This is a genomic window from Azoarcus sp. DN11 (assembly GCF_003628555.1).
Lineage (GTDB): Bacteria > Pseudomonadota > Gammaproteobacteria > Burkholderiales > Rhodocyclaceae > Aromatoleum.
Window position 1 is genome coordinate 2,342,384 of sequence record NZ_CP021731.1, and the last position, 24,235, is coordinate 2,366,618.

General features: G+C 66.4%; 28 protein-coding genes. 18 read left to right on the forward strand and 10 right to left on the reverse strand.

Annotated elements, in window-relative coordinates; translation table 11 throughout:
- Positions 1-145 precede the first annotated feature (145 nt).
- Positions 146-568 carry a mercury resistance transcriptional regulator MerR gene (gene merR, locus CDA09_RS10705; RefSeq protein ID WP_121428611.1) on the reverse strand — a complete coding sequence of 141 codons (423 nt, stop codon included), beginning with the start codon at positions 566-568 and terminating at the stop codon, positions 146-148.
- Positions 569-638: 70 nt separating this feature from the next.
- Between merR and merT the strand changes: the two genes are divergently transcribed.
- From merT to CDA09_RS10735, 6 genes are all read left to right on the forward strand, one after another.
- Positions 639-989: a mercuric ion transporter MerT gene (gene merT / locus CDA09_RS10710; RefSeq protein ID WP_121428612.1), complete on the forward strand. Its 351-nt coding sequence runs from the start codon at positions 639-641 to the stop codon at positions 987-989.
- Between the two features lie 12 nt (positions 990-1,001).
- Entirely contained in the window at positions 1,002-1,280 is a 279-nt protein-coding gene (merP, locus tag CDA09_RS10715; protein ID WP_121428613.1) for a mercury resistance system periplasmic binding protein MerP, read from the forward strand.
- Between the two features lie 10 nt (positions 1,281-1,290).
- A complete protein-coding gene (gene merA / locus CDA09_RS10720) occupies positions 1,291-2,955 on the forward strand; it encodes a mercury(II) reductase (protein WP_121428614.1) in 1,665 nt (554 codons plus the stop codon).
- A 68-nt stretch (positions 2,956-3,023) separates the two neighbouring features.
- A complete protein-coding gene (locus CDA09_RS10725; RefSeq protein ID WP_286164465.1) occupies positions 3,024-3,350 on the forward strand; it encodes a heavy-metal-associated domain-containing protein in 327 nt (108 codons plus the stop codon).
- Positions 3,347-4,240 carry a transporter gene (locus tag CDA09_RS10730; protein WP_121428615.1) on the forward strand — a complete coding sequence of 298 codons (894 nt, stop codon included), beginning with the start codon at positions 3,347-3,349 and terminating at the stop codon, positions 4,238-4,240. The genes CDA09_RS10725 and CDA09_RS10730 overlap by 4 nt, the downstream gene beginning before the upstream one ends.
- Before the next feature lie 53 nt (positions 4,241-4,293).
- Positions 4,294-5,238 carry an NHL repeat-containing protein gene (locus CDA09_RS10735; RefSeq protein WP_286164466.1) on the forward strand — a complete coding sequence of 315 codons (945 nt, stop codon included), beginning with the start codon at positions 4,294-4,296 and terminating at the stop codon, positions 5,236-5,238.
- A gap of 109 nt (positions 5,239-5,347) precedes the next feature.
- Here CDA09_RS10735 and CDA09_RS10740 read toward each other — a convergent pair whose 3' ends face one another.
- Positions 5,348-6,247, reverse strand: coding sequence for a hypothetical protein (locus CDA09_RS10740; protein WP_121428617.1), 900 nt, complete (start codon positions 6,245-6,247; stop codon positions 5,348-5,350).
- Positions 6,248-6,383: 136 nt separating this feature from the next.
- Complete coding sequence (locus tag CDA09_RS10745) at positions 6,384-7,205, reverse strand: AraC family transcriptional regulator (protein ID WP_121428618.1); 822 nt, start codon at positions 7,203-7,205, stop codon at positions 6,384-6,386.
- A 133-nt stretch (positions 7,206-7,338) separates the two neighbouring features.
- Here CDA09_RS10745 and CDA09_RS10750 point away from each other — a divergent pair, with 133 nt between their 5' ends.
- The 8 genes from CDA09_RS10750 (at position 7,339) to CDA09_RS10785 (ending at position 14,273) form a co-directional block, all read left to right on the forward strand.
- On the forward strand, positions 7,339-7,857 hold the full coding sequence (locus CDA09_RS10750; protein ID WP_286164467.1) for a carboxymuconolactone decarboxylase family protein: 519 nt from the start codon (positions 7,339-7,341) through the stop codon (positions 7,855-7,857).
- 39 nt (positions 7,858-7,896) lie between these two features.
- Entirely contained in the window at positions 7,897-8,724 is an 828-nt protein-coding gene (locus tag CDA09_RS10755; protein ID WP_121428619.1) for a cysteine hydrolase family protein, read from the forward strand.
- A gap of 132 nt (positions 8,725-8,856) precedes the next feature.
- Positions 8,857-9,855 (forward strand): arsenosugar biosynthesis radical SAM (seleno)protein ArsS, encoded by a 999-nt coding sequence (gene arsS, locus CDA09_RS10760; RefSeq protein WP_121428620.1) that lies wholly within the window; start codon positions 8,857-8,859, stop codon positions 9,853-9,855.
- A gap of 49 nt (positions 9,856-9,904) precedes the next feature.
- On the forward strand, positions 9,905-10,951 hold the full coding sequence (locus CDA09_RS10765) for a methyltransferase domain-containing protein (protein ID WP_121428621.1): 1,047 nt from the start codon (positions 9,905-9,907) through the stop codon (positions 10,949-10,951).
- Between the two features lie 12 nt (positions 10,952-10,963).
- On the forward strand, positions 10,964-11,791 hold the full coding sequence (locus CDA09_RS10770; RefSeq protein ID WP_121428622.1) for a phosphate ABC transporter substrate-binding protein: 828 nt from the start codon (positions 10,964-10,966) through the stop codon (positions 11,789-11,791).
- Positions 11,751-12,647, forward strand: a complete 897-nt coding sequence (locus CDA09_RS10775; RefSeq protein ID WP_121428623.1) for a PstC family ABC transporter permease — start codon at positions 11,751-11,753, stop codon at positions 12,645-12,647. Before CDA09_RS10770 ends, CDA09_RS10775 begins: the two co-directional genes overlap by 41 nt.
- Positions 12,637-13,491, forward strand: a complete 855-nt coding sequence (gene pstA / locus CDA09_RS10780; protein ID WP_121428624.1) for a phosphate ABC transporter permease PstA — start codon at positions 12,637-12,639, stop codon at positions 13,489-13,491. Before CDA09_RS10775 ends, pstA begins: the two co-directional genes overlap by 11 nt.
- Positions 13,488-14,273 (forward strand): phosphate ABC transporter ATP-binding protein, encoded by a 786-nt coding sequence (locus tag CDA09_RS10785; protein WP_121428625.1) that lies wholly within the window; start codon positions 13,488-13,490, stop codon positions 14,271-14,273. The genes pstA and CDA09_RS10785 overlap by 4 nt, the downstream gene beginning before the upstream one ends.
- A gap of 57 nt (positions 14,274-14,330) precedes the next feature.
- Here CDA09_RS10785 and CDA09_RS10790 read toward each other — a convergent pair whose 3' ends face one another.
- The 5 genes from CDA09_RS10790 to CDA09_RS10810 are packed head-to-tail and all read right to left on the reverse strand — an operon-like array spanning position 14,331 to position 18,750.
- Positions 14,331-15,566, reverse strand: coding sequence for a beta-ketoacyl-[acyl-carrier-protein] synthase family protein (locus CDA09_RS10790; protein ID WP_121428626.1), 1,236 nt, complete (start codon positions 15,564-15,566; stop codon positions 14,331-14,333).
- Positions 15,563-15,808, reverse strand: coding sequence for an acyl carrier protein (locus CDA09_RS10795; protein ID WP_121428627.1), 246 nt, complete (start codon positions 15,806-15,808; stop codon positions 15,563-15,565). The genes CDA09_RS10790 and CDA09_RS10795 overlap by 4 nt, the downstream gene beginning before the upstream one ends.
- A 13-nt stretch (positions 15,809-15,821) precedes the next feature.
- A complete protein-coding gene (locus tag CDA09_RS10800; RefSeq protein WP_121428628.1) occupies positions 15,822-16,664 on the reverse strand; it encodes an alpha/beta hydrolase in 843 nt (280 codons plus the stop codon).
- Between the two features lie 23 nt (positions 16,665-16,687).
- Complete coding sequence (locus CDA09_RS10805) at positions 16,688-18,061, reverse strand: aspartate aminotransferase family protein (RefSeq protein ID WP_121428629.1); 1,374 nt, start codon at positions 18,059-18,061, stop codon at positions 16,688-16,690.
- Positions 18,062-18,084: 23 nt separating this feature from the next.
- A complete protein-coding gene (locus tag CDA09_RS10810) occupies positions 18,085-18,750 on the reverse strand; it encodes an HAD-IB family phosphatase (protein WP_121428630.1) in 666 nt (221 codons plus the stop codon).
- Between the two features lie 445 nt (positions 18,751-19,195).
- On the opposite strand from CDA09_RS10810, the gene CDA09_RS10815 reads away from it, so the two are divergent.
- From CDA09_RS10815 to CDA09_RS10825, 3 genes are read left to right on the forward strand one after another with little or no spacing between them, the layout of a single operon-like run.
- Complete coding sequence (locus tag CDA09_RS10815) at positions 19,196-19,555, forward strand: EamA family transporter (RefSeq protein WP_121428631.1); 360 nt, start codon at positions 19,196-19,198, stop codon at positions 19,553-19,555.
- Positions 19,556-19,948, forward strand: coding sequence for a DMT family transporter (locus CDA09_RS10820; protein WP_121428632.1), 393 nt, complete (start codon positions 19,556-19,558; stop codon positions 19,946-19,948).
- Positions 19,929-21,149, forward strand: a complete 1,221-nt coding sequence (locus tag CDA09_RS10825; RefSeq protein ID WP_121428633.1) for a DegT/DnrJ/EryC1/StrS family aminotransferase — start codon at positions 19,929-19,931, stop codon at positions 21,147-21,149. Before CDA09_RS10820 ends, CDA09_RS10825 begins: the two co-directional genes overlap by 20 nt.
- 9 nt (positions 21,150-21,158) lie before the next feature.
- Here the strand turns inward: CDA09_RS10825 and CDA09_RS10830 are convergent, their stop codons facing one another.
- Together CDA09_RS10830 and CDA09_RS10835 are read right to left on the reverse strand one after the other, a co-directional pair.
- Positions 21,159-22,058, reverse strand: coding sequence for an arginase family protein (locus CDA09_RS10830; RefSeq protein ID WP_121428634.1), 900 nt, complete (start codon positions 22,056-22,058; stop codon positions 21,159-21,161).
- Positions 22,006-23,277: a GNAT family N-acetyltransferase gene (locus CDA09_RS10835; protein ID WP_286164468.1), complete on the reverse strand. Its 1,272-nt coding sequence runs from the start codon at positions 23,275-23,277 to the stop codon at positions 22,006-22,008. The genes CDA09_RS10830 and CDA09_RS10835 overlap by 53 nt, the downstream gene beginning before the upstream one ends.
- Before the next feature lie 136 nt (positions 23,278-23,413).
- On the opposite strand from CDA09_RS10835, the gene CDA09_RS10840 reads away from it, so the two are divergent.
- Positions 23,414-24,229: a MipA/OmpV family protein gene (locus tag CDA09_RS10840; RefSeq protein ID WP_121428636.1), complete on the forward strand. Its 816-nt coding sequence runs from the start codon at positions 23,414-23,416 to the stop codon at positions 24,227-24,229.
- Positions 24,230-24,235: the final 6 nt, after the last annotated feature.

The following is a 24,235-nucleotide window of genomic DNA, read 5'->3' on the forward strand; positions in this document are numbered from 1 at the left end:
CAGCGGGGCGCAGCGCACGCGCCCTAGTGGTTTGGTCGGGCCACAAACGGATTCCTTACAACGAATTGCGCGGTCGTCACGCGGACGCCTCACCGGCCCGCGCCTGCAGATGCGGTATGCGGCATGCGGTGCTTGGGCGGCGGGTTCATGAGCGCTCGGCCTGGGCGCCGTGCAGGGCCGCGATCAGCGGGCAGGAAACCTTGCCCCGATGCGCCTTGCATTCACTCACCAGCGTCGACAGCGCCGCTTCCATGTGCAGCAGATCCGCCAGCCGTGCGCGCACGTCGGCGAGCCGCAGCGCGGCCAGTTCCGCTGCTTCGCTGCAATGGGTGCCGTCTTCGAGCTTCAGCAGCTGGCCGATCTCGTCCAGGCTGAACCCGAGCCGCTGCGCCGCTTTCACGAACCTGACCCGCCCCACGTCGGCACGCGGGTAGCGGCGGATTCCGCCGTAGGGCCGATCCGGTTTGGGCAACAGGCCCTTGAGCTGGTAGAAGCGGATCGTCTCCACATTGACGCCGGCTGCCTTGGCGAAGGCACCGATGGTGAGGTTTTCCGGCTCATCGTTCATGTACTTGACTCCGTAGTTGACTACGGAAGTAACTTTAGTGCACCAAGCGCAGACCCGGAAGGAGAATCCCGTGCACTATCTGAAAACCGGCCGCAGCGCCCTGGCCGCCGGCGGCTTCGCGGCCATCCTCGCCTCGACCTGCTGCCTCGGTCCGCTGGTGCTGGTCGCGCTGGGCTTCTCGGGGGCGTGGATCGGCAACCTCACGGTGCTGGAGCCGTACCGGCCGATATTCATCGGCGCGGCGTTGATTGCGCTGTTTTTCGCCTGGCGCAGCATCTTTCGCCCCGCCCAGGCGTGCAAGCCGGGCGACATCTGCGCCGTGCCCCAGGTCAGAACCACTTACAGGCTCATTTTCTGGATTGTGACCGTGTTGGTGGCGGTTGCGCTCGCCTTTCCCTATGTCCTTCCGCTGTTCTATTGAAAGGAGATCGTCATGAAGAAGCTCGTTACCCTCATCGTTCTCGGCGCCACCCTTGCCACGCCCGCCTGGGCCGCGCTGAAGACGGTCACGCTGTCCGTGCCCGGGATGACCTGTGCGGCCTGCCCGATCACGGTAAAGACGGCGCTTTCGAAAGTGGACGGCGTACAGAAGGCGGACGTCAGCTACGGAAAGCGCGAAGCGATCGTCCTCTTCGACGATGCCAGGACCAATGTCGCGGCCCTGACCCGCGCCACTGCGAATGCCGGTTACCCCTCCACCGTCAGGCAGTGAGGATGAGATCATGACCCAGGCAATCACGTTGTCCATCTCGGGAATGACGTGCGCTTCCTGCGCCGGGCACGTCAAGACGGTGCTGGAGCAGGTACGAGGCGTGCGGGTGGCGGAGGTGTCCTACCCCGGGGCGCGCGCCGACGTCAGGGCGGAAGAAGGTGTGACCGTCGAGGCCCTGACCGCCGCCGTGGCGGGGTTGGGTTACGGGGCTCGCGGGATCGGTGCGCCGGCGCGCTCCGTCAGCGAGTTCGGGGCGGGAGCGAAGCGCGACGGCGAACATCCGCTGCACGTGGCCGTGATCGGCAGCGGCGGCGCCGCGATGGCGGCGGCGCTCAAAGCCGTCGAGCGGGGTGCGCGCGTCACGGTGATCGAGCGCGGCACCATCGGCGGCACTTGCGTCAATGTCGGCTGCGTGCCGTCGAAGATCATGATCCGGGCGGCCCACATCGCCCACCTGCGCCGTGAAAGCCCGTTCGACGCGGGCATCTCCGCCGCGTCGCCGGTGATCCTGCGCGAGCGGCTGCTGGCGCAGCAGCAGGGGCGCGTCGATGAGCTGCGCCATGCCAAGTACGAGAATATTCTGGACAGCAATCCGGCGATCACGGTGCTGCACGGCGCGGCTCGCTTCAGGGACGGCCACAGCCTCACCGTGCGTCTGAACGCGGGCGGGGAATGTGCGGTGAGCTTCGATCGCTGTTTCATCGCCACCGGTGCGAGTCCGGCGACCCCGTCGGTCGCGGGCCTGAAGGAGACGCCGTACTGGACCTCGACCGAAGCGCTGGAAAGCGACACGATACCGGAGCGCCTCGTCGTCATCGGTTCGTCGGTGGTCGCCGTCGAGCTGGCCCAGGCTTTCGCCCGCCTAGGGGCCAAGGTGACGATCCTCGCCCGCGGCACGCTGTTGCGCAGCGAAGATCCGGCCGTCGGCGAGACGCTGACCGCCGCCTTCCGCAGCGAGGGTATCGAGGTGCTGGAGCACACGCAGGCAAGCCGCGTCGATTACCGGAACCACGAATTCGTGCTCGCCACCGGGCAGGGCCGGCTCGTCGCCGACAAGCTGCTGGTCGCCACCGGGCGCAGTCCCAACACGCGCGGCCTGAACTGCGAGGCAGCCGGCGTGGCACTGAACCAGCAGGATGCAATCATCATCGACGCGGGTATGCACACGAGCGCGCCGCACATCTATGCGGCCGGCGACTGCACCGACCAGCCGCAGTTCGTGTACGTCGCCGCGGCGGCCGGCACCCGCGCGGCGGTGAACATGACCGGCGGCGAGGCGCGGCTCGATCTGAGCGCCATGCCGGCCGTGGTGTTCACCGAGCCGCAGGTTGCCACGGTCGGGCTGTCCGAAGCTGGGGCGCGCGCGCAAGGGATAGTGACGGACAGCCGCTCGCTCACGCTCGACAACGTGCCGCGTGCGCTCGCCAACTTCGACACATGCGGCTTTATCAAGCTCGTGATCGAGGAAGGCTCGCACCGCTTGATCGGCGTGCAGGCGGTGGCGGCGGAAGCGGGCGAGCTGATCCAGACGGCGGCGCTGGCGATTCGTGCCGGGATGACGGTGGAGGATTTGGCCGACCAGTTGTTCCCCTACCTGACGATGGTCGAAGGGCTCAAGCTCGCCGCGCAGACTTTCCACAAGGACGTGACGCAACTGTCCTGCTGCGCGGGCTAGCGCAAAACATGGCGATGCTGCTGTCGAGCAGTGCATGTCGCTGACCTGAACTCACGAGGAGATCCATTGTGAAACGGATAGTGCAAATCACGGTTCTGGCTGTCGGCCTGATGCTGGGGACGGCGTCCGCCACGGCCGCGCCGCAGACCTACAAGCTGCGCGTTGACGGGCTGTCCTGCCCGTTCTGCGCCTATGGCATCGAGAAGAAGCTGGGCGCGGTCAGCGGCGTCGAGCACGTGGCGGTCGACATCGCCAGCGGCACCGTTATGGTCACGACGGCGGACGGTGCGACGCTGGACGAGGCCGTGGCCAGAAAGGCGGTGAAGGAGGCCGGATTCAGCCTGCGCGGCCTCCAACCGGCCGCCGCCCCGCAGGAGGCGGGACAGGCGAAATGAAGGCTGCGCTCAGGAGCGGCCTGGCCGCCGTGGGGCTGTCGGCCACAACCGCTTGGGGTGCGCCGATCACCTTCAACACGGCGCTGCCGGTGCACGAGGGCGGCTGGGTGCTGCGCGAGCAATTCGTCTTCATGAAGGCGAGCGACGATCCCACGCCTGCCCGGCGCGACATGGAGGCGACCGGGCTGGTGTCGGTGCTCGGCCATGGCCTGACCCGGGACTTCGCGCTGTTCGGCATGCTGCCCTGGTTCGACAAGCGCCTGGACATGCGCATGGGCGGTCAGGACCTCACCCGGCGCAAATCCGGCGTCGGCGATCTGACCGTGCTGGGGCGCTACACCGCCTACCAGTACGATGCACCCGGTCGCACGCTGCGCATCGCGCCGTTCCTGGGCGTGAAGGCGCCGACCGGCGACGATGGCGCCCGCGACCGCCTGGGCCGCCTGCCTTCGCCGGTGCAACCCGGTTCCGGTTCGTGGGACGTGCTCGGCGGTGCGGTACTCACCTGGCAGACCCTCGATTTCGAGTTCGACAGCCAGGTGAGCTACAAGGCCAATCGCGAAGCCAACCGCCTGGGGGCCGGCAACGTCGTCGCCCTCGACGCCTCGCTCCAGTACCGCCTGTGGCCGCGCAGCCTGGGGGCCGGCGTCCCGGCCTTCCTCTATGGCGTACTCGAAGCGAATCTCGTGCATGCGGCCCGGGATCGCGTGCACGGCGCCGACGATCCGAACTCGGGGGGGACGACCCTGTTCCTTACCCCCGGCCTGCAATACGTGACCCGGAAATGGATCGCCGAGGCCGGGGTCCAGCTTCCCGTCATCCAGCATCTCCATGGCGCGGCACTCGGGACCGATTACGTCCTCACCGCCGGCTTTCGCATCAATTTCTGAGGCGCCGAATGCAGCTTCGATCCATCGCAAAGTGGGGGCGGAACCTCACGCTCGTGCTGGCCGCGCTGATCGCTGCGGGCTGGCTCGCATTCGTGCCCCGCAGCAAGGAGCCGCCCTACACGTTCGTCGCCGCGTGGGGCGAAAAGGGCAGTGCGCCAGGCCAGTTCGATGATCCGACCGGGATCGCAGTGGCCGGCGACGAGGTGTTCGTCTCCGACTCGCGCAACGGCCGCATCCAGGTCTTCGACTTCGACGGCCGCTTCAAGCGGCTATTCGGCACGTCCGGGAGCGGCCCCGGCCAGCTCGGCCGTCCCATGAACCTGAAGGTGCACGACGGGCGCCTTTACGTCGCCGAGTACTTCAACGATCGCATTCAGGTATTCGGCCTCGACGGCCGCTCGCAGCGAATCATCGGCAAGACGGGGAACGGACCGGGTGAATTCAATGCGCCTGGCGGCGCGGCGGTGGCGCCGAACGGCAACCTGCTGGTGGCCGACTTCTACAACCAGCGCGTCCAGCGGCTCGGCGCGGACGGCACTCCGGTGCGCCAGTGGGGCGAAACGGGCAAGATCGGTATCTGGGGGGGCGAGTTCAACTATCCGACCGATGTCGCCGTTGGCCCCGACGGCACGCTCTTCGTTGCCGACGGCTACAACGACCGGATACAGGCCTTCGCCCCTGACGGCGCGTTGCTGCGCAAGTGGGGCGGCCCGTTCGCGATGAACATCTTCGGCCCGTTTAACGGCTGGTTCGCCACGGTGACCAACGTGACGGTGGATGGGCAGGGCCATGTGTTCGCCGCCGACTTCTACAACCACCGCATCCAGAAATTCGCCGCGGACGGCACGTTCCTGACCGCCCTGGGCGCCAAGGGGAGCGGCCCGGGGCAGTTCGATCACGCCATCGCCGCTGCCGTGGCCGATGACGGCACCGTCTTCGCCGTCGATTTCGGCAATAACCGCATCCAGAAGTGGCGCCAGACGGGAGCGGGACGATGATGAGCGCCACCGACCGGACACGCAGTGCCCGGCAATTTGCCTAGGAAGCAGCATTTCCGGTTCCGACGGGGGTGGGTTCGGGGTGCGTGCTTCGGGGGATGGCGCCTGGTCAGTCCTCGCTCAGTTGCGCCCGGAAGAAGGCAACGTTCACGATCAGTCCCGGCAGCAACCACTGGAACAGACGTACCATATTCAGAATCTCGTTGAACTGTGCGCCGGCGGCAGCGCGCAGTTGCTCGGGCACGAGCCTGCCAGGGTTCGGAAGGGCGAGCACCGTATCGACGGCGGTGCGATGAACCTCTTCCGTGATTCGCTCGTACGCCTCACCGCCGACTTGTTCCCGCAGCCCCGCCCATGCGGCGGAAAAGTAGGTAGGCCACCGAGCGAGGGCGCGGTAGTCCGTGTTGACGAAAGGCAGGCCGAGGCGCGACGTGATGTCACTGTAAAGTTCGCGCGTCGGCGCGTCGACGTGATGCTTTTCCATCAGGACCAGGGGGACAGTCGCGGCTGCGCCGTGCCTGTTCGCGCCCGGCTGAACCGACGTTTCCGCGCTGAGGGAATGACCTTCGAGAAGTAGCCGCGCCTGGGTCGCGATCAGCAGGTAAGGCATGTTGCCGTGCGAGAAGACCTCGATCAGTTCCCTGATCTGCTCGATCTCACGCGCCGCGTAGCCGAGTTCGGCGAGCTGCGGTTGTAGCGGCGTGACCGAAAGGCTGCTCGCAACATCCTCCGCCGCCTCGCGCAGGCGCCGACATGCGGCGACGAACTCGACCGATTCGTACAGCGGCCGCAGTCCCTCCCATAAGGTCCCGTAGAACGCCGGGTAGTGCGCCATCGCCATCGTAACCACGCCCATCCAGGGCACTTGAAGAACGCGTTTGGTCTCGTCGTAAACCGCCTTGCGTGTGCCGGTCGCCAAATACTCGGGTACCGGATGCAGGAGCGGGATGGGGTCCGGCTTCAGACGCATGAGAGCGTTCGAACCGGCCGTTTGAAGTTTCCCGGTCATCTCTTTTCAGTCCTACAGGTTGAGTACAGCACTCGCTTCGATCAGATGTACTGCGTAGCGGGCGGTAACGGTCGTTGCGTCGGAGATGATTTGTCGCGACGGCGCCCGTTTCCTTACGACGGGCCTCGCTCTGGGTTCAGCGTTCCCGCCTCGCCCAGGCCATCGGCGATGCCCCGAGCCGCGTCGAAAAGGCGCGCGAGAGCGCCGTGGCGCTCCCGTAGCCGACTTCCTCGGCAACGATCTTGACCGGCCTGCCCTTGCGCAGGAGGGTCTGCGCGAGACCGATGCGCCAGTCGGTCAGGTAGTCGAGCGGGGTCTGCCCCACGGTTTCCCTGAAGTTCACGGCAAAACGGGCGCGGGACATGCCGGCACGCGCGGCCAGTTCCTCCAGCGACCACTTGCGCGCCGGCTCCGCGTGCATCGCCTCGATCGCGCGGGCGAGCCGGGGTTCGGCCAAGCCCGCGAAAAGACCGGTTGGCATCAGGCGGTGCTCGATCGTATGACGCAATACGTGCACCAGCACGACCTCGCACAGACGGTCGACGATGGCCTGCCGACCGGAGCGCTGCTCGAACGCTTCATCGAGCAGGAGGGCGAGCGTGCTCGCGAGCGCAGGCAGGTCGGCAAGGCGGATCACCAGCAAAGGGGGCAGGGCGCGCGCCAGGGGGTTGCCCAGGCCGCCGCCGAATTCGACCGACGCGCAGACGACGTCCGCCCCCGTATCGCGATGGGTGCGCAGGCGGTGGCCGGCGGGCCGGGGGTAGAACAGGAGGCTGGGCTCGTCGATGTCGATCAGGCGGCGATCGGCGCCCTCCACCTGGAGCGGCCCGCGGCGCACGACGTGCAGGTGCCCGGCTTCGTCGGTCGCCTCGAAGGTCGTCACGCCGCACAACGTGCCGGAATAGAAGACGCGCGCACTCAGCGCGAAGCGGTCGAGCAGGGATGACAGACGGTCCATGAGATGTGAGACGCAAAGTGGTTCAAACGATAAGGAACGAGTCCTGAAGTATCGTTCGATCACTCATTCTATGCACCGTGCACTTCCGCACGCAAATGCATGAATGGAGATGATGATGCCCACGATCCTTCCTTTGAATATTTCTGACGCCGACGAATCGACCGCGGCCACCCTCAACGCAGTCAAGGCCAAGCTGGGCGGTGTGCCGAACCTCATCGCGACGCTCGCCAATTCTCCGGCGGCGCTGCAAGGCTATCTGCAGTTCTCCGAGACGCTCGGTGCCGGACAACTCAGCGCGCGCCAGCGTGAAATCGTTGCGCTGGCGACCGCCCAGGAAAACGTCTGCGGGTACTGCCTGAGCGCGCACAGCCTTCTCGGCAAGGCCATCGGGCTGAGCGAGGACGAGATCCGCCTGGCGCGCGCCGGCACGGCGAGCACGCCGCGGGAGGCTGCGATCGCGTCGTTTGCCCGTCAGCTCGTGCAGACGCGGGGGCGCGTCGGTTCCGGTGCCGTGGCGCATGCGCGCGAGGGGGGGCTGTCGGACGTGGTGATCCTCGAAATCATCGCCAACGTCGCACTGAGCGTGCTGACCAATTACACGAACCACGTGGCGGGGACGGTGATCGATTTCCCGGTCGTGGAAGTCGCCTGAACGCACACGTGAAAACCAGCCAATCTGAGGGAGTTCGACATGAAGAACGATGAGCATGAATCCGTTGCGGGCCGCCGCGACGTGCTGAAGGGGGTGGTGGGGGCCGCTGCGGTGGGCCTCGCCGCGGCGCTGTCGCCGACGGCGCACGCGCAGGCGAAGGCCGGATCGCCTTACGCCGACCCGGAGAAAAGCGCGTTGCCGCCGAGCAACATGGAATTGACGAGGGGGCGCACGGCCCTGCTGGTGGTCGATCCGCAGAACGACTTCCTCAGCGAGAAGGGCGTCGCGTGGGGCGTGGTGGGCGAATCGGTGCGCGAGCAGGGGACGGTCGCGAACATCGAGCGTCTGTTCAAGGCCGCCAAGGCCGCCGACATCCCCGTCGTGATCTCGCCCCACTACTACTATCCGAGCGACAAGGGCTGGAAGTTCGAGGGCGCGCTCGAGAAGGTGATGCACAAGATCAAGATGTTCGACCGCAAGGGGGCGCTGAATCTCACCGGTTTCGAGGGTTCGGGCGCGGACTGGCTGGAGCGGTTCAAGCCCTACATCAACGACGGCAAGACCATCGTCGCGTCGCCCCACAAGGTGTATGGGCCGCAGAACAACGACGTCGTGCTGCAACTGCGCAAGCAGCGGATCGACCAGGTGATCCTGGCCGGCATGTCGGCCAACCTGTGCATCGAGAGCCATCTGCGGGAACTGCTGGAGACAGGGTTCGAGGTCGCGGTGGTGAAGGATGCGACCGCGGGTGCGAAGCTCCCCGACGGCGACGGTTACCTCGCGGCGCTGACCAACTTCCGCATGATCGCGAACGCGGTGTGGTCGGCCGACGAGGCGACGCGCCGTATGGCGGTCATCGCGGGCTGACGTGGCTGACGACCGCGGGGCACCTTGGGCGCCGCGGTCGTTCCGCGAAGAAGTTCGGAGCAGTTGTAAGGATCGGCGCGCTGCGCCGACTATTCCCCATCATCGACACCACGACCGCGACAGGAGCAACTGATGCACGCAACGTTTCCGCTGCTCGCCGCAACCGATTTCCCCCGCATCCGGCGGGGGACGATCGAGACGCTGCAGGTGAATCTCGGCTATCGCTGCAACCAGAGTTGCGTGCATTGCCACGTCAATGCCGGGCCGACCCGCACGGAGGAGATGTCGGTCGACACCGCAAATGCGGTGCTCGATTTCATTGCCGCGAGCCCTTCGTTGACGACGCTCGACCTGACCGGCGGCGCGCCGGAGATGAATGCGAACTTCCAACGCCTGGTGAAGGCGGCGCGCGCCCGCGGCCTGCGGGTGATCGACCGCTGCAACCTGACGATCCTGGAAGAGCCCGGATACGAGGATCTGGCGCAATTTCTCGCCAAGCAGGGCGTGGAGATCGTCGCCTCGCTGCCGTGCTACCTGGAGGACAACGTCGACCGGCAGCGCGGCAAGGGCGTGTTCGGGGCGAGCATCCGCTCACTGAAGAAGCTCAATGCGCTGGGTTACGGTGCCTCCGGCAGCAGCCTGCAGCTCAGCCTGGTGTACAACCCGCAGGGCCCGGTGCTGCCGCCCCCGCAGGCGGCGCTGGAGGGGGCGTATCGCGAGCATCTCGGCGAAACGTTCGGCATCGTCTTCAACCAGCTCTTCACGCTCGCGAACATGCCGATCAAGCGCTTCGGCAGCCTGCTCGTCTCGAAGGGGCAGTTCCACGACTACATGCGCACCCTGCGCGATGCGCACCGCTCGGAGAACCTCACCGCGGTGATGTGCCGCAGCCTCGTCAGCGTCGATTGGCAGGGCTATCTCTACGATTGCGACTTCAACCAGCAGCTCGACATGCCGATCGCCGGCGGCGGCCGTCCGCGCCTGCATGTGCGCGACGCGACTGCCGCGACGCTCGCCGGCGGCGTGATCCGCGTAGCCGACCACTGCTACGGCTGCACGGCGGGGCAGGGGTCGAGCTGTGGCGGCGCGCTGGGCGAGGACCATCCCGCAAATTCAAGCTGCGCGGCGTGACGGGCGAGCTGCCGCGGATCCGACATTCAACCCCAAGGGAACACAAACCATGCATGAGCTCGTGAAGGACTATTACGGCAGCCGGTTGCAGGGCAGCGAAGACTTGCGCACCACCGCCTGCTGCGATGCGAGCCAGATGCCCGCGTGGCTGAAGCCGCTGCTCGCCCGGGTTCATCCCGAGGTACTGTCGCGCTACTACGGCTGCGGGCTGGTGTGCCCGCCCTTGCTCGACGGCTGCCAGGTGCTGGATCTCGGCTGCGGCTCGGGGCGCGACGTGTACGTGCTGTCGCAACTGGTCGGCGAACGCGGGCAGGTCGTCGGTGTGGACATGACCGAGGAGCAGCTCGAAGTGGCGCTGCGGCACCGCGACCATCACCGCGAAGCCTTCGGTCATGCCCGCGACAACGTGGGCTTCATGCTGGGCTATATCGAACATCTCGACGAACTCGGGCTGCCCGACGCGAGCTTCGACGCGGTCGTGTCGAACTGCGTCGTGAACCTCTCGCCGGACAAGGACGCGGTGTTGCGCAACGTCTTCCGCCTGCTGAAGCCGGGCGGCGAGTTCTACTTTTCCGACATCTATGCCGACCGCCGCGTGCCGGCGCAGGTGCGCAACGATCCCTTGCTGTATGGCGAATGTCTTGGCGGGGCGCTGTATTGGGGGGATTTCCTGGCGTTGGCGAAACGCCACGGTTTCGCCGATCCGCGCCTGGTCGAAGACCGCCCGATCGCGATCACCGACCCCGCCCTGGCCGAACGTGCCGCGGGGGTCCGATTCCACTCGGCGACCTATCGGCTCTTCAAGCTCGACGGCCTCGAGCCGCAGTGCGAGGACTACGGGCAGGCGGTGATCTACCGCGGCACGGTGCCGACGATGGCGCAGCGCTTCCGCCTCGACAAGCACCACGAAATCGAAGCCGGGCGCGTCTTCCCGGTGTGCGGCAACACCTGGCGCATGCTGCACGAGACGCGCTTCCGGCCGCACTTCGAGTTCATCGGCAATTCCGAGCGCCATTACGGCCTGTTCGCAGGTTGTGGCAATTCAATACCCTTCGACCGCGATGCGCAGACGCGCGTCGCCGGCGGCTGCTGCTGAGGAGTAGGTGCAATGAAATTTCTGTCGAGGAAGCTGTTTTTCGTGGTGACGCTCGTCGCCGCCCTGTTCGGCGCGGGTTGTTCACGCGAGTCGGGCGAACATCTCGTCCTGACCGGCTCGAGCACCATCGCGCCGCTCGCGACGGTGCTCGCCGAACGCTTCGAGGCCGCCCATCCGGGCGTCAAGATCGACGTGCAGGCCGGTGGTTCGGCACGCGGGGTCGCCGACGTGCGCCAGGGCCTGTCGAACATCGGCATGGTGTCGCGCGCGCTGAAGGCGGACGAAGGCGATCTCGTCGCCGACACCATCGCGCACGACGGCATCGCAATGATCGTGCATCGCGATAACCCTGTGACGGCGCTCACGCGCGAGCAGATCATCGCGATCTATACCGGCACGCTGCGGGACTGGAAGGCGGTCGGCGGTGCGGACGCGCCGATCACGGTGGTGAACAAGGCCGAGGGGCGCTCGACGCTCGAGCTCTTCCTCTCCCACTTCAAGCTCGAAGCACCGGCCATTCGCGCGGACGTCGTGATCGGCGACAATCAGCAGGGGATCAAGACCGTGGCGGGCAACCCGCAGGCGATCGGCTATGTGTCGATCGGCACGGCCGAGTACGAGGCGAGCCACGGCACGCCGATCCGCCTGCTGCCGCTCGACGGCGTAGAGCCCTCGACCGCGACGGTCGCCGCCGGGCGCTTTCCGCTGTCGCGGCCGCTGAATCTGGTCCATCGCGGCGAGCTTTCCGGCATCGCGCGCGATTTCGTCGCGTTCGCACGCTCGCCCGAGGTGAACGACCTTGTCACCGGCCAGTATTTCGTTCCGCTGGCCGTCCGCTGACCGCCTGCTGTATCGCGCGCTCGCGGTCTCCGCGGGCGCCGTGGCGGCCATCCTCGCGCTGATCCTCGTCTACCTGACGGCGGCGAGCGCAGGTCTGCTCTTTGCCGACGCGGGGCTGTGGCGGCTGGATTGGCATCCTTCGCTCGGCGCCTACGGCCTGCTCGCGATGCTCGTCGGTTCGGTGGCGGTGAGCGTGCTGGCCTTGCTTCTCGCCGTACCGCCTGGCCTGGTGCTCGCGATCTGGGGACGCTTCTTCGCGCCGCCGTGGCTGGGCGGGCTGTACCGCGGTGCGATGGGTCTGCTCGCGAGCATCCCGTCGGTGGTGTATGGTTTCTGGGGGCTGGTGGTGCTGGTGCCATGGCTCAATCGCCGGGCGCCGCCGGGGGCGAGCCTGCTCGCCGGGGCCCTGGTGCTGGCGCTGATGATCCTGCCCATCCTCGTGCTGCAGGCCGACCTCGCGCTCGACGAGGCGCGGCGCCGGCACCTTGCCGCGGCCATGGCGCTGGGCGCCTCGGTCAGCGGAACGGTGCGCCGCGTGCTACTGCCGGCGGCCGCGCCCGAACTGCTCCCGGCCGTCCTGCTGCAGCTCGGGCGGGCGCTGGGCGAGACGATGGCGGTGCTGATGGTGGCAGGCAACGTCGTGCAACTGCCCAGCGCCATCACCACGCCGATCCGTACGCTCACCGCCAACATCGCGCTCGAGATGGCCTACGCCAGCGGGACGCATCAGACGGCGCTGTTCGCCAGCGGATGGCTGCTGCTCGTGCTCGTGACGCTGATCATGCTCGGCGCAAGGGCGATGGCCGGGCGCTTCGCAGCGGGGCTGGCGGGCGCGGGGAGGGACGATGGGCGTTGAAGCACTCGATCGCGCGGGACGCAGCGATCGCCTGCACGGCCGCTGGATGGGACTGCTCGCCATGCTGACCCTGATGGTGCCGCTGTTCCTGTTCGGCGAACTGCTGGTCGACGGGCTGCCGGCGCTGAACGCCGACTTCCTGCTGCGCGCGCCGACGGACGCCGGACTGGGCGGCGGCATAGGCCCGGTGCTCGTATCCACGCTGTGGGTGCTCGCGGTGTGTCTGGGCGTCGTGCTGCCGCTGGGGCTGGGCTGCGCGCTGTTCCTCGTCGAGCATGTGCGCGCGGGGAGCCGGCTCGAACGCGCCCTGCAGCTTACGCTCGACATCCTGGGCGGCGTGCCCTCGATCGTTTTCGGGCTGTTCGGCAACCGCTTCTTCGCGGTCGAACTGGGGCTGGGTTTCTCCATCCTGTCCGGCGGGCTGACGCTCGCCTGCATGGTGCTGCCGCTTTTCATCCGCGCCGCCGAGCAGTCGCTGCGCCAGTGCCCCACCGGCTACCGCCGGGCTGCGGCCGCGCTGGCCTTGTCGCGCTGGGGCTTCGTGCGCCGCATCCTGCTGCCCACCGCGGCCCCGGGCATTGCGCTGGGCGTGGTGCTCGCGTCCGGCCGCGCGCTGGCCGAGACCGCGGTGCTGCTATTCACCGCCGGCTACGTGACGCGCTGGCCGGGGAGCTGGTTCGACTCGGGCCGCACATTGGCGGTACACATCTACGACCTCGCGATGAACGTATCGGGGGGCAGCACCAATGCCGCCGCGAGCGCGCTGGTCCTGCTGGTGTTGGCCATCGGCATCCAGACACTCGCCGTCGCACTCGGCCGGATCTCAAGGGGAGCTTCAGGATGATCGATGACCGCAAGACCGCGCCCGCACTCGAACTCGATGACGTGTCGGTATCCTACGGCAACCGTCCGGCCGTCCGGCATGCGAGCCTCAGCGTCGCGCCGGGCGAGCTGATGGCGCTGGTGGGGCCCAGCGGCTGCGGCAAGAGCAGCCTCCTCGCCACCATCAACCGCATGACCGACATGGTTCCTGGATGCCGCGTCAGCGGCGACATCCGCATCGACGGCGCCACCGTGATGGGGCAGGGGATGTCCCTGCCACGCTTGCGGCGACGGGTCGGCATGGTGTTCCAGCAACCCAATCCCTTTCCCCTCTCGATCGCCGACAACTTGCATTTCCCGTTGCGCGAGCACGGCATCGGCCGCCGCGACGTGCGCGAACGCATGGTCGAGCGCGCGCTGCGTGATGTCGGCCTGTGGGGCGAGGTGGCGGGGCGCCTCGACCAGTCGGCGCTCACGCTTTCGGGCGGCCAGCAGCAGCGGCTGTGCGTCGCGCGGGCGATCGTCCTGGCGCCCGAGGTGCTGCTGCTCGACGAGCCGTGCAGCGCCCTCGACCCGATCGCCACGGCCTCGGTCGAGCGCCTGATCCGCGACCTGAAGGGGCGCTACACGATGCTGATGGTCACGCACAACCTCGCGCAGGCGCGACGGCTCGCCGACGCGGTCGCCGTGTGCTGGGTTGAGAACGGCTGCGGCTGCGTGATCGAGAGCGGGGCAACCGAGCATATCTTCATGACCCCCGGTCACCCGGTCACCCAAGCGTACTGCCAAGGGCTGGCGGGTTAGGCGACTCTCGTCCCGCCGGCACCGGAGGTTGAACAGGCGCCCGCGCGGCGCCGATCGCTATGGCCGTTTGGCGATCAATACCGCGCTGGTGCCGCCGAAAGCGAAGGAATTGGACATGGTGTAGTCGAGATCGGCCACCTGCCGGCCCTGGTTCGGAACGTAGTCGAGGTCGCACTCGGGGTCGGGGAGGGCGAGGTGCTGCGTGGGCGGGACGGCTTGATTGGCCAGCGCCTGCAGGCAGGCCACGAATTCGACCGCGCCGGCAGCGCCCATCAGGTGGCCGTGCATCGATTTGGTGGAACTCACAGGCAGGCGGTAGGCGCGCTCGCCGAACACTTCCTTGATCGCCTGGGTCTCGGTGCGGTCGTTGAGGAGGGTGCCGGTGCCGTGGGCATTGATGTAGCCGATGGCGTCGGCCGGCAGTTCGGCGTCGGCCAGGGCGGCGCGCATGGCGGACGCCTGCCCGGCGACCGAGGGCTGGGTGATGTGGGTACTGTCGCTGCCGCTGCTGTAGCCGACCAACTCGCCGAGGATGCGGGCGCCGCGGGCCTTGGCCGTCTCCCACTCCTCGAGGACGACGATGGCCGCCCCTTCGCCGAGCACCAGCCCGCTGCGGTCGGCCGAGAAGGGCTTGCACGAGGCTGACGGGTCGCTTGCGTCCTCTTTGGCCAGGGTGCGCAAGGCTTCCCAGGCGCGGATGGTGCCCAGGGTCAGGAGCGCTTCCGAGCCGCCGGCCAGCATGGTATCGGCGTAGCCGTGGCGGATCAGGCGGTAGGCCTCGCCGATGGCGACTGCCGACGACGAGCAGGCGGTCGAATAGGTGTAATTGGGACCGGCGAGCTGGTATTCGAGCGCGATATTCGAGGCGGCCGCGCCGTTCATCGCCATGAGGACGATGAAGGGATTCAGGCGCGATACATTGTCGCGGTAAAGGCGGGCATAGGCTTCATCAAGGGAGTTCGCGCCGCCCATGCCGGTGCCCAGGGTGACGCCGGTGCGGGCGAGGTCGAGGCGGGCCGGATCGAGTCCCGCTGCGGCGACGGCCTGGCGTGCCGCCACCAGCGCGAACTGGCTGACGCGGTCGAGGCTGTTGACCTGGCGCTTGTTGAAATGGGTCTGCGGATCGAATTCGGTCTGTGCCGCGATCCGGCACTCCAACTGGTCGGCAAACTCCGCGCGCAGGCGACCGATGCCGGACTTGCCGGCCATCAGCGCGAGGAAGAAAGCGTCGGGAGTGTTGCCGAGGGGCGAAATGACCCCCTGTCCGGTGACGGCAACGCGGCGTTTCGTCATGCTTTCCCCTGGGCGCTGCGGTAGCGGTCGATCAGATTGACCAGGTCCTGAAAGTCGCTGATCTTGACATCGTCGTTCGGCACCTTGATGCCGAGGATGTCCTCGACCTTGAACACGACGTCAAAGAGGTCGAGGGAATCGATGCCAATATCTTCCAGGGTCGCTTTGGGAGTGATCTTGCCCGGGTCGATTTCGAATTTTTCGCAGATGATCTGGGTGAGAACGTCAGCAGTGGCGGTCATGGCAAATTTCCCTTCAGACAGGTGCCGGGGCGCAGAACGACGCGACGCGGGCCGCGATCTCGTCCTTGCGCTTGTCCAGTGTGAGTACGTGGTAGCTGTCGTCGACGAAGAAAGTCTCGACTTGTTGCGACCCGATGCGACGGGTGACGAAATGGGCGTTCTTGATGCTCGCCATGTCGTCTTCGACCGAATGGACGACCAGCGTCGGCCGTCGCACCCTCCGGAGTGACTGTTTTGCTGCCCTGACCAGGCGCTTGCTTTCGCGGATGACCGTGGCCGGGGTCTTGAAATGCCCGATCTTGTCCGCCGTGCGGGCGTCGCGGTTCTCCAGCACGGCGGCGACCATCGCCCGGACGCGCTCGTCCTTGATCCCGTAGGGAGGCGGTTCCTCCCACGAGACGAAGCGATGCAGGGGGCTATGGATGACCAGCGGCAGGAGCAGGCGCTGCCGCCACTTGGGGATATTCCAGCCGTCGTAGAAAAAAGTCGGGGAGAGCAGGGTGACGCCGGCCAGGCGCTCCTCTTTGCTGGCCGCGAGCAGCAGGCCGAGGAGGGCGCCCATGGACAGGCCGGCCACGTAGACGTGCCGGCATTCCTGGGCGAGCGCCTCGAAAGCCTCGTCAACCGAGCGGTACCAGTCTTCCCAGGTACTCGTCTTGAGGGCGTGCACCGAGTCGCAATGGCCCGCGAGCTGGGGGCAGGCGACGGTCAACCCCTTGCGCGCCAGCTGCCGTCCGAAGTGACGCATTTCGGACGGCGTGCCGGTGAGGCCGTGAATGAGCAAAACGCCGGTCTCCCCCCGTTTCTCATAGAAGCCGTTGGGGCCGAGAATCTTCTCCATGCTGCGCTTGCTCATGCCGCCATTCCTTCCTTTTCCCCTTATTGTGCGCCGCAGCGGCGGAGCAGTTGTTCAAAGAGGGCAATGCCCAGGTCGATTTCTTCGTTCGTGATCGTGAAGCTCGGCGCCAGGGTGAAGACGTTCTTGTAATAGCCGCCGACGTCCAGCACCAGACCGTAGCGCTTGCCATTGGCTTCGAGATCGCCCTTCAAGCCTTCGTTGAAAATCCGGTCGGCAAGTTCCCGGTTGGGCGTGTAGCCGTCCGCCTGGCACATCTCCATGCGCAGGGCGAGGCCGAGGCCGCTCACATCGCCAACCATTTTCCAGCGCGCTTTCAGCTCTTCCAGGCGCTGCAGGAAATAGGCGCCCTTCTCGCGGATGCCGGGTTCCAGGTCGGCCTCCTGGGTCATGCGCAGAACCTCCAGGGCCGTCGTCGTGCCCAGCGGATTGGACGAGAAGGTGGAATGAGTGGATCCGGGCGGGAAGACCTGCGGATTGATCAATTCTTCGCGTGCCCAGATGCCCGAAATGGGGTTGAGGCCGTTGGTGATCGCCTTGCCGAAAACGAAGACGTCGGGGACGATGCCGAAATTCTCCCACGACCAGAGCTTGCCGGTACGGTAAACGCCCATCTGGATTTCGTCGACCACCAGCAGGACATTGCGCTCCTTGAGGGTCTTGGCCAGCTTGGGGAAGTATTCGGTCGGCGGAATGACATAGCCGCCGGTGCCTTGGATGGTTTCGACGTAGAAGGCGCCGTATTCGCAGGACTTGGCCTTGTCGTCCCAGACGGCGTTGTACTCGGTCTCGAACAGCTTCTCGAATTCCTTGTGGCAGTACATGCCGCAGCTCGCTTCCTTGAGGCCGTAGGGGCAGCGGAAGCAGTAGGGGAAGGGCACGAACTGGGCGCGGTCGGAGAAGTGGCCGTAGCGCCGGCGGTAGCGGTAGCTGGAGGTGATGGCCGACGCGCCGAGGGTGCGGCCGTGGTAGCCGCCCATGAAGGCGAACATGAGGTTCTTGCCGGTGTGGTTGCGCACCAGCTTGAGCGAGTCCTCGACCGCCTGGGCGCCGCCGACGTTGAAATGGACGCGGCCCTTGACCCCGTATTTGTCCTCGATGTACTTGCAGATGGTTTCCGCCAGCTCGACCTTCTCGGCATGCAGATACTGGCAGGCAAGCTGGGGCAGGGTGTCGATCTGGCGCTTCAGGGCCTCGTTCAGGCGGCGGTTGCGGTAGCCGAAATTGACCGCCGAGTACCACATCTGCAGATCGAGGTAGGGCGTCTGCTGCTCATCGTAGAGATAGTTGCCGTCGCAGGAGGCGAAGATCTTGGGGGGATCGGCGTAATGTACGGTGTCGCCCCAGGAACAGTAGCGGGCGTCTTTTTCGAGCAGGGAAATGGTTTTCTGGTCCATGACAAAGGCTTGCTTGGTTGCGGTTAAACGGCGGCGAACAGCTGGTTGTCGATATCCCATGCCTGGACGGCGCAAAGCACGTCGCCGAAGTGTTCGAACGGGATGTGGCTGATGTTCTCACTCTGGCAGTGCCGGATGAGTGACCCCTTGGCGAACACGATGTCCGCCTCGCCTGCCAGGCAGGCGTCCGACTTGCCGTCGCCGACGAGGACGATCGGCCCGCCGTGCCGCGCCGCCAGCTGTCGGGCGACGGTGCACTTGCAGACGCCGTTGCCGCCGCGGCAGTCGGTTTGCCGGTGCGGGAAGCTCAGCTCCAGCCGGTCCGGCGAGATGAAATGCAGCTGATTGGCATAGACCGGCAGATCCTCGTGGCCGGCGTGGCGCAAGGCGGTCTGGATGGCGAAATCGAGGCCGTCGCTGACCACCGCGAGGTGGGCGAAGCGGCGCACGTACTGCCGGAAAACGTCGAAATGCGGATCGAGGCGGATCTGGCGGAAGAACTTGCCGAGGGTGATGTGATCGCCGCGCACCAGCCGCACCTGGCTCTGCATGCATTCGAGAGCGCTGATGCGTCCGTCCACCCAGTCCGTTTCGAGCGCTTGCCAGGCAGGATCCGCGTGGTGTTCCAACAATTGATCGACGGTGTCCTCGGTAGCCAGCGTGCCGTCGAAGTCGAGTACGAAAATCATCTTTCTCCGTGAAGCCTGCCGCAGAAAACTCGTCATCGACGGGGCTCGGGCGGCTGAGCTGCGCAATTTGAACGCCGCGATTGTCCATGAACGAAACTGTCGGTTTCCTGACGAGCGCGAACCGGGGCCGAGTCCCGATCTCCTCGGGTGGGGCGCCGATCCACCGAAGGCCGGTACACGGGAGCTTGTGAGCTAGCTTGCACGGGAGCGAGTGGTCCATGTTCCGGGTGAATTTCCGGAAGGAGGGGGCGATGCGGACGGGCGAGGGTGATCGACGCGCAAGCCGTCACGCCCGGCGGTATTTTCATCTACACTCTCGCCGGCGATTCGAGGAGTCGATGCGCTGCCGCCACTTCGGTTTCCACTCCAGCTTCAATTCGCGTCGCAGAACTGCGGCCTCCTCCGATTTCTTCCCGACGCCTCCCGGCTTACGACCGTCCATCCAATGAATTCCGCGCTTGTCATCTGTACTTGGTTGCTGAACATCGCCATCGACACCGGCGGCCACCTCGCCTTCAAGGCGGCAGCTCTCGAACCTGGGCACGCCACCGGGCTGGCGCGCTGGCGGCACATGCTGGCCCGTCCCTGGCTGTGGATCGGGGTCGCCTGCTTCGTGGTCGAATTCGTCGTTTGGCTGGCGTTCCTGTCGCTGATTCCGCTGGCCGAGGGCGTCCTCCTCGGCATGTTCAGCATTGTCGCGGTGATGGTCGGCGGCCGCGTCTTCTTCCACGAGCGCTTCACCCGTCTGCGGCTCGTGGGGGTGGCGCTGATCGTCGTCGGTGTCGGCATCGTGGGGTTGGCGTAAATGTCCCTCAGGCGCTTCTATCTGCTCGGCTTCGTCGTCCTGATCGCCTTCGACACCCTGTCGCAAATCTGCTTCAAGATGGCCGCCATTCATGCGGCGCCCTTTGCCGTGGAGTTCGCGTGGCTGTTGCGGGTACTCGGCAATCCCTGGGTTTACGGCTCCATCATCGGCTATGTCGGCGCTTTCGCCACCTGGATGACCCTCCTGCGGCATGCCCCCGTCGGTCCGGCGTTTGCGGCGTCGCACCTCGAAGTGATCGGGATCATGATCATTTCGGTGCCGATGTTCGGCGAGCGCCTCGGTGCCTTGCAACTCATCGGGGCGGCGCTCATCGTGGCCGGCGTCGTGTGTCTCGCCTGCGGTGAGAGATCGGATGCCTCCGTCCACAGCTGACGTCCGCCTGGAAATCCCTCCCACTGCTGGACTGCCGATACGCCTGCGCGATCTTTTTCCGCCTTGGCAAGGCGATTTCCCCGAGCGCGCGGCGGCCTTTCTCGGTGTTCCCGGAGTCGGCATCGAATGTTCCGGCACCGCCTGCCTGGTTGTCATCCTCGAGACCTTGCGCCGCAGCTCCGGCCGGAGGACCGTTGTGGTCCCGGCCTATACCTGCCCCCTGGTGATCTTCGCCGTGGCCGCTTGCGGGCTGCGTCTGCGCCTGTGCGACGTCGTCCGGGACGGCTTCGAGCTCGACCCGGAAGCCTTGGCCCGGGCCTGCGACCAGGACACCCTGGCCGTGATTCCGACTCATCTTGGCGGTCGGGTGGCGGCCATCGGGCCGGTCGCGGCGGTCGCCCGCCAGGTTGGCGCCTTCGTGGTCGAGGATGCGGCGCAGGCCTTCGGCGCAAGGCAGGACGGGCGCAGCGTCGGCCTCGCCGGCGATGCCGGCTTTTTCAGTCTCGCCGCCGGCAAGGGGTTGAGTCTCTACGAGGGCGGGATATGGGTCGCCGGCGACCCGGAACTGCGGCGCGAGATCGTCCGCGTCAGCGGCGAGATCGTGCCTGCACGCCCGCTGTTCGAGGCCTGGCGCTGCCTGCAGCTTCTCGGCCTGGCCGCGCTCTACAGGCCGCGGCTGCTGCGCTACGCCTACGGCATGCCGCTGCGCCACGCGCTCGGACGCGAGGATCCGGTGGCGGCAGCCGGCGACCTCTTTTCTTCCGATATCCCGCTGCATCGCGTCTCCGGCTGGCGCCGCTCGGTCGGCAGCCGCGCGCTCGCGCGCCTGCCAGGCTTCCAGGCGGCCCTCACGGCCCGTGCGGCCGCGCGCCTTCCCCGCCTCGCTCGCCTGCAGGGCGTCAAGGTATTCGCCGATGGCCCGGGCGGCGAGGGTACCTGGCCCGTTCTCATGCTGACCACGGCGAGCGCCGCCCAGCGCGACGCCGCGCTGCGGGAACTCTGGGGGAGCGGACGCGGGGTGGCGCGCATGTTCGCCCATGCCCTGCCCGATTACGATTACCTGCACCCCTGGCTGGAGCCGCGGTCCTGCCCGAACGCCCGCGACTTCGCCGCCCGTTCCTTCACCATTTCCAACAGCCCCTGGCTGGACGACTCCCGCTTCGAGGCCATCGTCGCCGCGCTCGAGCGCCACACGCAATGAGCGGCGGGGCTAGCGGCTGGCGGCGGCGATCCAGGCGAGAAGCTGGCGATTCACTTCCAGTTGCTGGGCCTGCCAGCGGGCCAGCGCTTCTTCCGCCACGGCGGGTTGATCGTCGAGGGCGCTGAGCCAGCGTTTCCAGCCGGTCCGGTAGTGGTGGATGGAAATCTCCCCCGTGATGTCGCTTCCCACCAGGCGGCCCGTCAGGGACGCGATCACCCGCGCGATGTCGTCGAGACCGAGGCGGCCCTGGTCCCAGTTGGTTCGCGCCACCTCCGGCGCGAGCACGTCCTTGTCGATGGACAGGTAGACCGGGGTATCGCTGCCCGCCAGCCGGCAAACGAAGGCGTCGATCAGGTCTGCGACTGCGGAGAAGGCGTGGAAGCCTTTGCCCAGCCCCAGACGGCTCGCCCAGGCGGTATCGACGCCCAGCGTCCAGTAATGCACCTGCCCGCGGAAGATCGGCGACAGGTAATTTTCCCAGGCATGGCGCCAGCCCACGTCCGGCGAGCAGATCCCGAGGACGTGGATGGTCCCGACCTGCGGCAGGCTCGCCGCATGCCGCACCCACGAGCCGCAATGGATGCCGAACGGAAAGCGCATATTGTCGGGGTGGTTGTCGAACACCACGACGTCGAATTTCTCGCTGCCGTCGAGGCGTTTGAGCAGCAGGTGGCTGAGGTGATGGTAATCGCCGCTGCCCATGAGCACCGTGCCGTACCGGCTTGGCATGCATTCCCGCAGAAAGGCCTCGAGGCGGCGCCATGCGGGCAGGCCGCAGCCGAAGCGGATCGCCTCCTGCCAGTTCGCCAGCGGGACGACCTGCGCCCCTTCCAGGCCGCGCAACGAACCGTCGAAATCAAGAACGAGCGGGGGAGGCGTGGGTATGGGCGTCGAACCAGGCGCGATCATGCTCGAAGCGTCGGGAAATCTTTTTCAGGCAAACGCGTAGCAAGGGATTGCGGACGTAGACCGCATGCCGCGTGAAGGTGAACAGGGCTCCCAGGTAGGCCTTGATTTCGGGATCGGTCCACCCCGCTACGTAGTGGCTCAGACCGTGGGCGCGGGCGAATTCGAGATTCTCCATCCAGCTCACGAAATAGAGATTGTGCTCACGTGAAGCGGGGTAGCTGAAGCCCACGTACTTGTCGATGAGCATGCCGCCGTGCGTGAAGCAGAGGTTGAAGCCGATCAGGGCGTCCTGGCTGTAATAGAGAAAGAGGTGGCCGGGAAGCGATCCATCCTGCAGGATGGCACGGAGGAATTCCCGGGTCAGCTTGTCGAAGCGGATTTTGCTCTGGGCGTACACTTCCTCGTAGAGGGCGTAGAGCGCATCGAGGAATCGAGGATCCTGAAAACGCTCGTCGCCGGTCGGCAGGATCTCCACCTGGAGCCGATCCCGAGCCCGCAGCTTGCGCCGGATATCCTTGCGCCGCCCCGACGACAGCCGGGACAGGTACTCGTCCTGGCTGGAAAAATCGATATTCACATAGGCGAGCGCTTGCCCTTCCAGCATGACGAACCCCGCATCCTCGCAGGCGGCGACGAAAGCGGCGGAATATTCCCGCTCCGCCTCCGGGAGCAGTGGGGAATGCTCGGGCAGGTCCTTGACGATCAAGAGCGCAGAACGTTCGGCCCAGGATTCGAGCATCGCTTTGGTGAGCGCCACCGGCGCGATGCCGCGCGGCATCGGCGCATATTCGCTGGAGGTGGTCCCGAAAAAGCAGGTGCGCCAGGTCAGGAGACGGCGCAGCCAGCGGCTGCCCGGCAGCGAATTGGCCAGGCGCAGGGTCTCGGCATCGGCAGTGGTGAACAGGTCGAACGGAGCGAAGAACCCGGGCGCTCCCTCGCGGGAAACAAAGGGGACGAATCCCTCGGGAGGGTGCGCGAGAAAGTGCGCAACCAGTCCGGCCGGCTCCAATGCGTTCATGTGCTGCGTCGGTGCGGAAATTTTTGCTGGAACCATGCGTGCAAAAGCGAATGTCGATACCCATGCCTGCCCATCGTCGGGACCCCGAAAATTCGCGGAAAATCCGGAAACGATGCGCGTGCTTGAAGTGTTCGACACGCCGGAAAGTTCTCGTGGTACGAGCACCGTTTCCTTCGTGGCGCCCGGTAAATGATCAACCATCCATTATCGCCCATTTCGCCGCGTTGCGGCAGATCCATCGGGCGCAGATCCATTGGGCGCTGGGTGCTGTCCGGTCGATACGCTAAACTGGCAGCCCCGATTCTGATGGCTCAGCCATAGCGGATCCCGCTTCCCCATGAAAATGTCTCGCCTCCTCGCGCTTTCGCCCGTCCTCCTTGCCTTGAGCGTCAGTACCGGTGCGGGGGCGGCCGAGCAGGAGCAGCCGCCCGGCGGGTCCGACACGCAGGCAAAACCCCTGACCGTGGCCCTGGGGGCCGGCGCCGAGCGCCTGCCGAGCTGGCTGGGAGCGGCGGACAGCAAGACCCGGGGCGTGCCGTACATCAATATCAATTGGCAGGAGCGGGTCGAATTCTCCACGGTCGATGGCCTGGTCATCGATCTCGTGCACCAGGACCGCTGGCACGGCGGCCTGGTCGGGACCATGTTGTGGGGGCGCAGCCGCAGCGACCTCGGCACGCTCGCCGACCGCGGCGTTCCCACGCTCAACAACACCCTGCAGGCCGGCACTTATCTCGAATACGACGTCACCAAAGCGTTGAGCGTGGGTGTGCGCCTGCGCCACGATATCCAGGGCACCGGCGCGGCTTATGGCGACATCTATGCCAGTCTCGATCTGCCGGCGGTAGGCTACGTCGAGCACAGCCTGCGGGTTGCGGGCGAGGCGATGAACCGCACCGCCATGCGCCGCTTTTTCGGCGTCTCGTCCGAAGCCGCGGCGAGCCTGGGCACCCCGGGGTATCGGCCCGACGGTGGCCTCAGCCAGGTCTCGGTAACCTACGATGCCTTCATCCCCACCAGTCAGTCGACCGGTGTCGCCTTTGCCGCGAGTTATGGCAGATTGGCGCATAACGCCGCCGACAGCCCGCTGGTGCAGGATTTCGGCAGATCCAGCCAGCGCAGCCTGATGGCGGCTTTCGTGTACCACTTCTGAGTTTCA

What these genes read in the sequence shown, in the direction of transcription:
- CDA09_RS10795 (WP_121428627.1), bottom strand. Translation starts at nt 15,808, where the DNA reads ATGACCGCCACTGCTGACGTTCTCACCCAGATCATCTGCGAAAAATTC.
- CDA09_RS10830 (WP_121428634.1), bottom strand. Translation starts at nt 22,058, where the DNA reads ATGATCGCGCCTGGTTCGACGCCCATACCCACGCCTCCCCCGCTCGTT.
- CDA09_RS10765 (WP_121428621.1), top strand. Translation starts at nt 9,905, where the DNA reads ATGCATGAGCTCGTGAAGGACTATTACGGCAGCCGGTTGCAGGGCAGC.
- arsS (WP_121428620.1), top strand. Translation starts at nt 8,857, where the DNA reads ATGCACGCAACGTTTCCGCTGCTCGCCGCAACCGATTTCCCCCGCATC.
- CDA09_RS10790 (WP_121428626.1), bottom strand. Translation starts at nt 15,566, where the DNA reads ATGACGAAACGCCGCGTTGCCGTCACCGGACAGGGGGTCATTTCGCCC.
- merR (WP_121428611.1), bottom strand. Translation starts at nt 568, where the DNA reads ATGAACGATGAGCCGGAAAACCTCACCATCGGTGCCTTCGCCAAGGCA.
- CDA09_RS10745 (WP_121428618.1), bottom strand. Translation starts at nt 7,205, where the DNA reads ATGGACCGTCTGTCATCCCTGCTCGACCGCTTCGCGCTGAGTGCGCGC.
- CDA09_RS10800 (WP_121428628.1), bottom strand. Translation starts at nt 16,664, where the DNA reads ATGAGCAAGCGCAGCATGGAGAAGATTCTCGGCCCCAACGGCTTCTAT.
- pstA (WP_121428624.1), top strand. Translation starts at nt 12,637, where the DNA reads ATGGGCGTTGAAGCACTCGATCGCGCGGGACGCAGCGATCGCCTGCAC.
- merA (WP_121428614.1), top strand. Translation starts at nt 1,291, where the DNA reads ATGACCCAGGCAATCACGTTGTCCATCTCGGGAATGACGTGCGCTTCC.
- CDA09_RS10805 (WP_121428629.1), bottom strand. Translation starts at nt 18,061, where the DNA reads ATGGACCAGAAAACCATTTCCCTGCTCGAAAAAGACGCCCGCTACTGT.
- CDA09_RS10825 (WP_121428633.1), top strand. Translation starts at nt 19,929, where the DNA reads ATGCCTCCGTCCACAGCTGACGTCCGCCTGGAAATCCCTCCCACTGCT.
- CDA09_RS10770 (WP_121428622.1), top strand. Translation starts at nt 10,964, where the DNA reads ATGAAATTTCTGTCGAGGAAGCTGTTTTTCGTGGTGACGCTCGTCGCC.
- CDA09_RS10810 (WP_121428630.1), bottom strand. Translation starts at nt 18,750, where the DNA reads ATGATTTTCGTACTCGACTTCGACGGCACGCTGGCTACCGAGGACACC.
- CDA09_RS10785 (WP_121428625.1), top strand. Translation starts at nt 13,488, where the DNA reads ATGATCGATGACCGCAAGACCGCGCCCGCACTCGAACTCGATGACGTG.
- CDA09_RS10755 (WP_121428619.1), top strand. Translation starts at nt 7,897, where the DNA reads ATGAAGAACGATGAGCATGAATCCGTTGCGGGCCGCCGCGACGTGCTG.
- CDA09_RS10740 (WP_121428617.1), bottom strand. Translation starts at nt 6,247, where the DNA reads ATGACCGGGAAACTTCAAACGGCCGGTTCGAACGCTCTCATGCGTCTG.
- CDA09_RS10820 (WP_121428632.1), top strand. Translation starts at nt 19,556, where the DNA reads ATGTCCCTCAGGCGCTTCTATCTGCTCGGCTTCGTCGTCCTGATCGCC.
- CDA09_RS10815 (WP_121428631.1), top strand. Translation starts at nt 19,196, where the DNA reads ATGAATTCCGCGCTTGTCATCTGTACTTGGTTGCTGAACATCGCCATC.
- merP (WP_121428613.1), top strand. Translation starts at nt 1,002, where the DNA reads ATGAAGAAGCTCGTTACCCTCATCGTTCTCGGCGCCACCCTTGCCACG.
- CDA09_RS10730 (WP_121428615.1), top strand. Translation starts at nt 3,347, where the DNA reads ATGAAGGCTGCGCTCAGGAGCGGCCTGGCCGCCGTGGGGCTGTCGGCC.
- CDA09_RS10835 (WP_286164468.1), bottom strand. Translation starts at nt 23,277, where the DNA reads ATGGTTGATCATTTACCGGGCGCCACGAAGGAAACGGTGCTCGTACCA.
- CDA09_RS10840 (WP_121428636.1), top strand. Translation starts at nt 23,414, where the DNA reads ATGAAAATGTCTCGCCTCCTCGCGCTTTCGCCCGTCCTCCTTGCCTTG.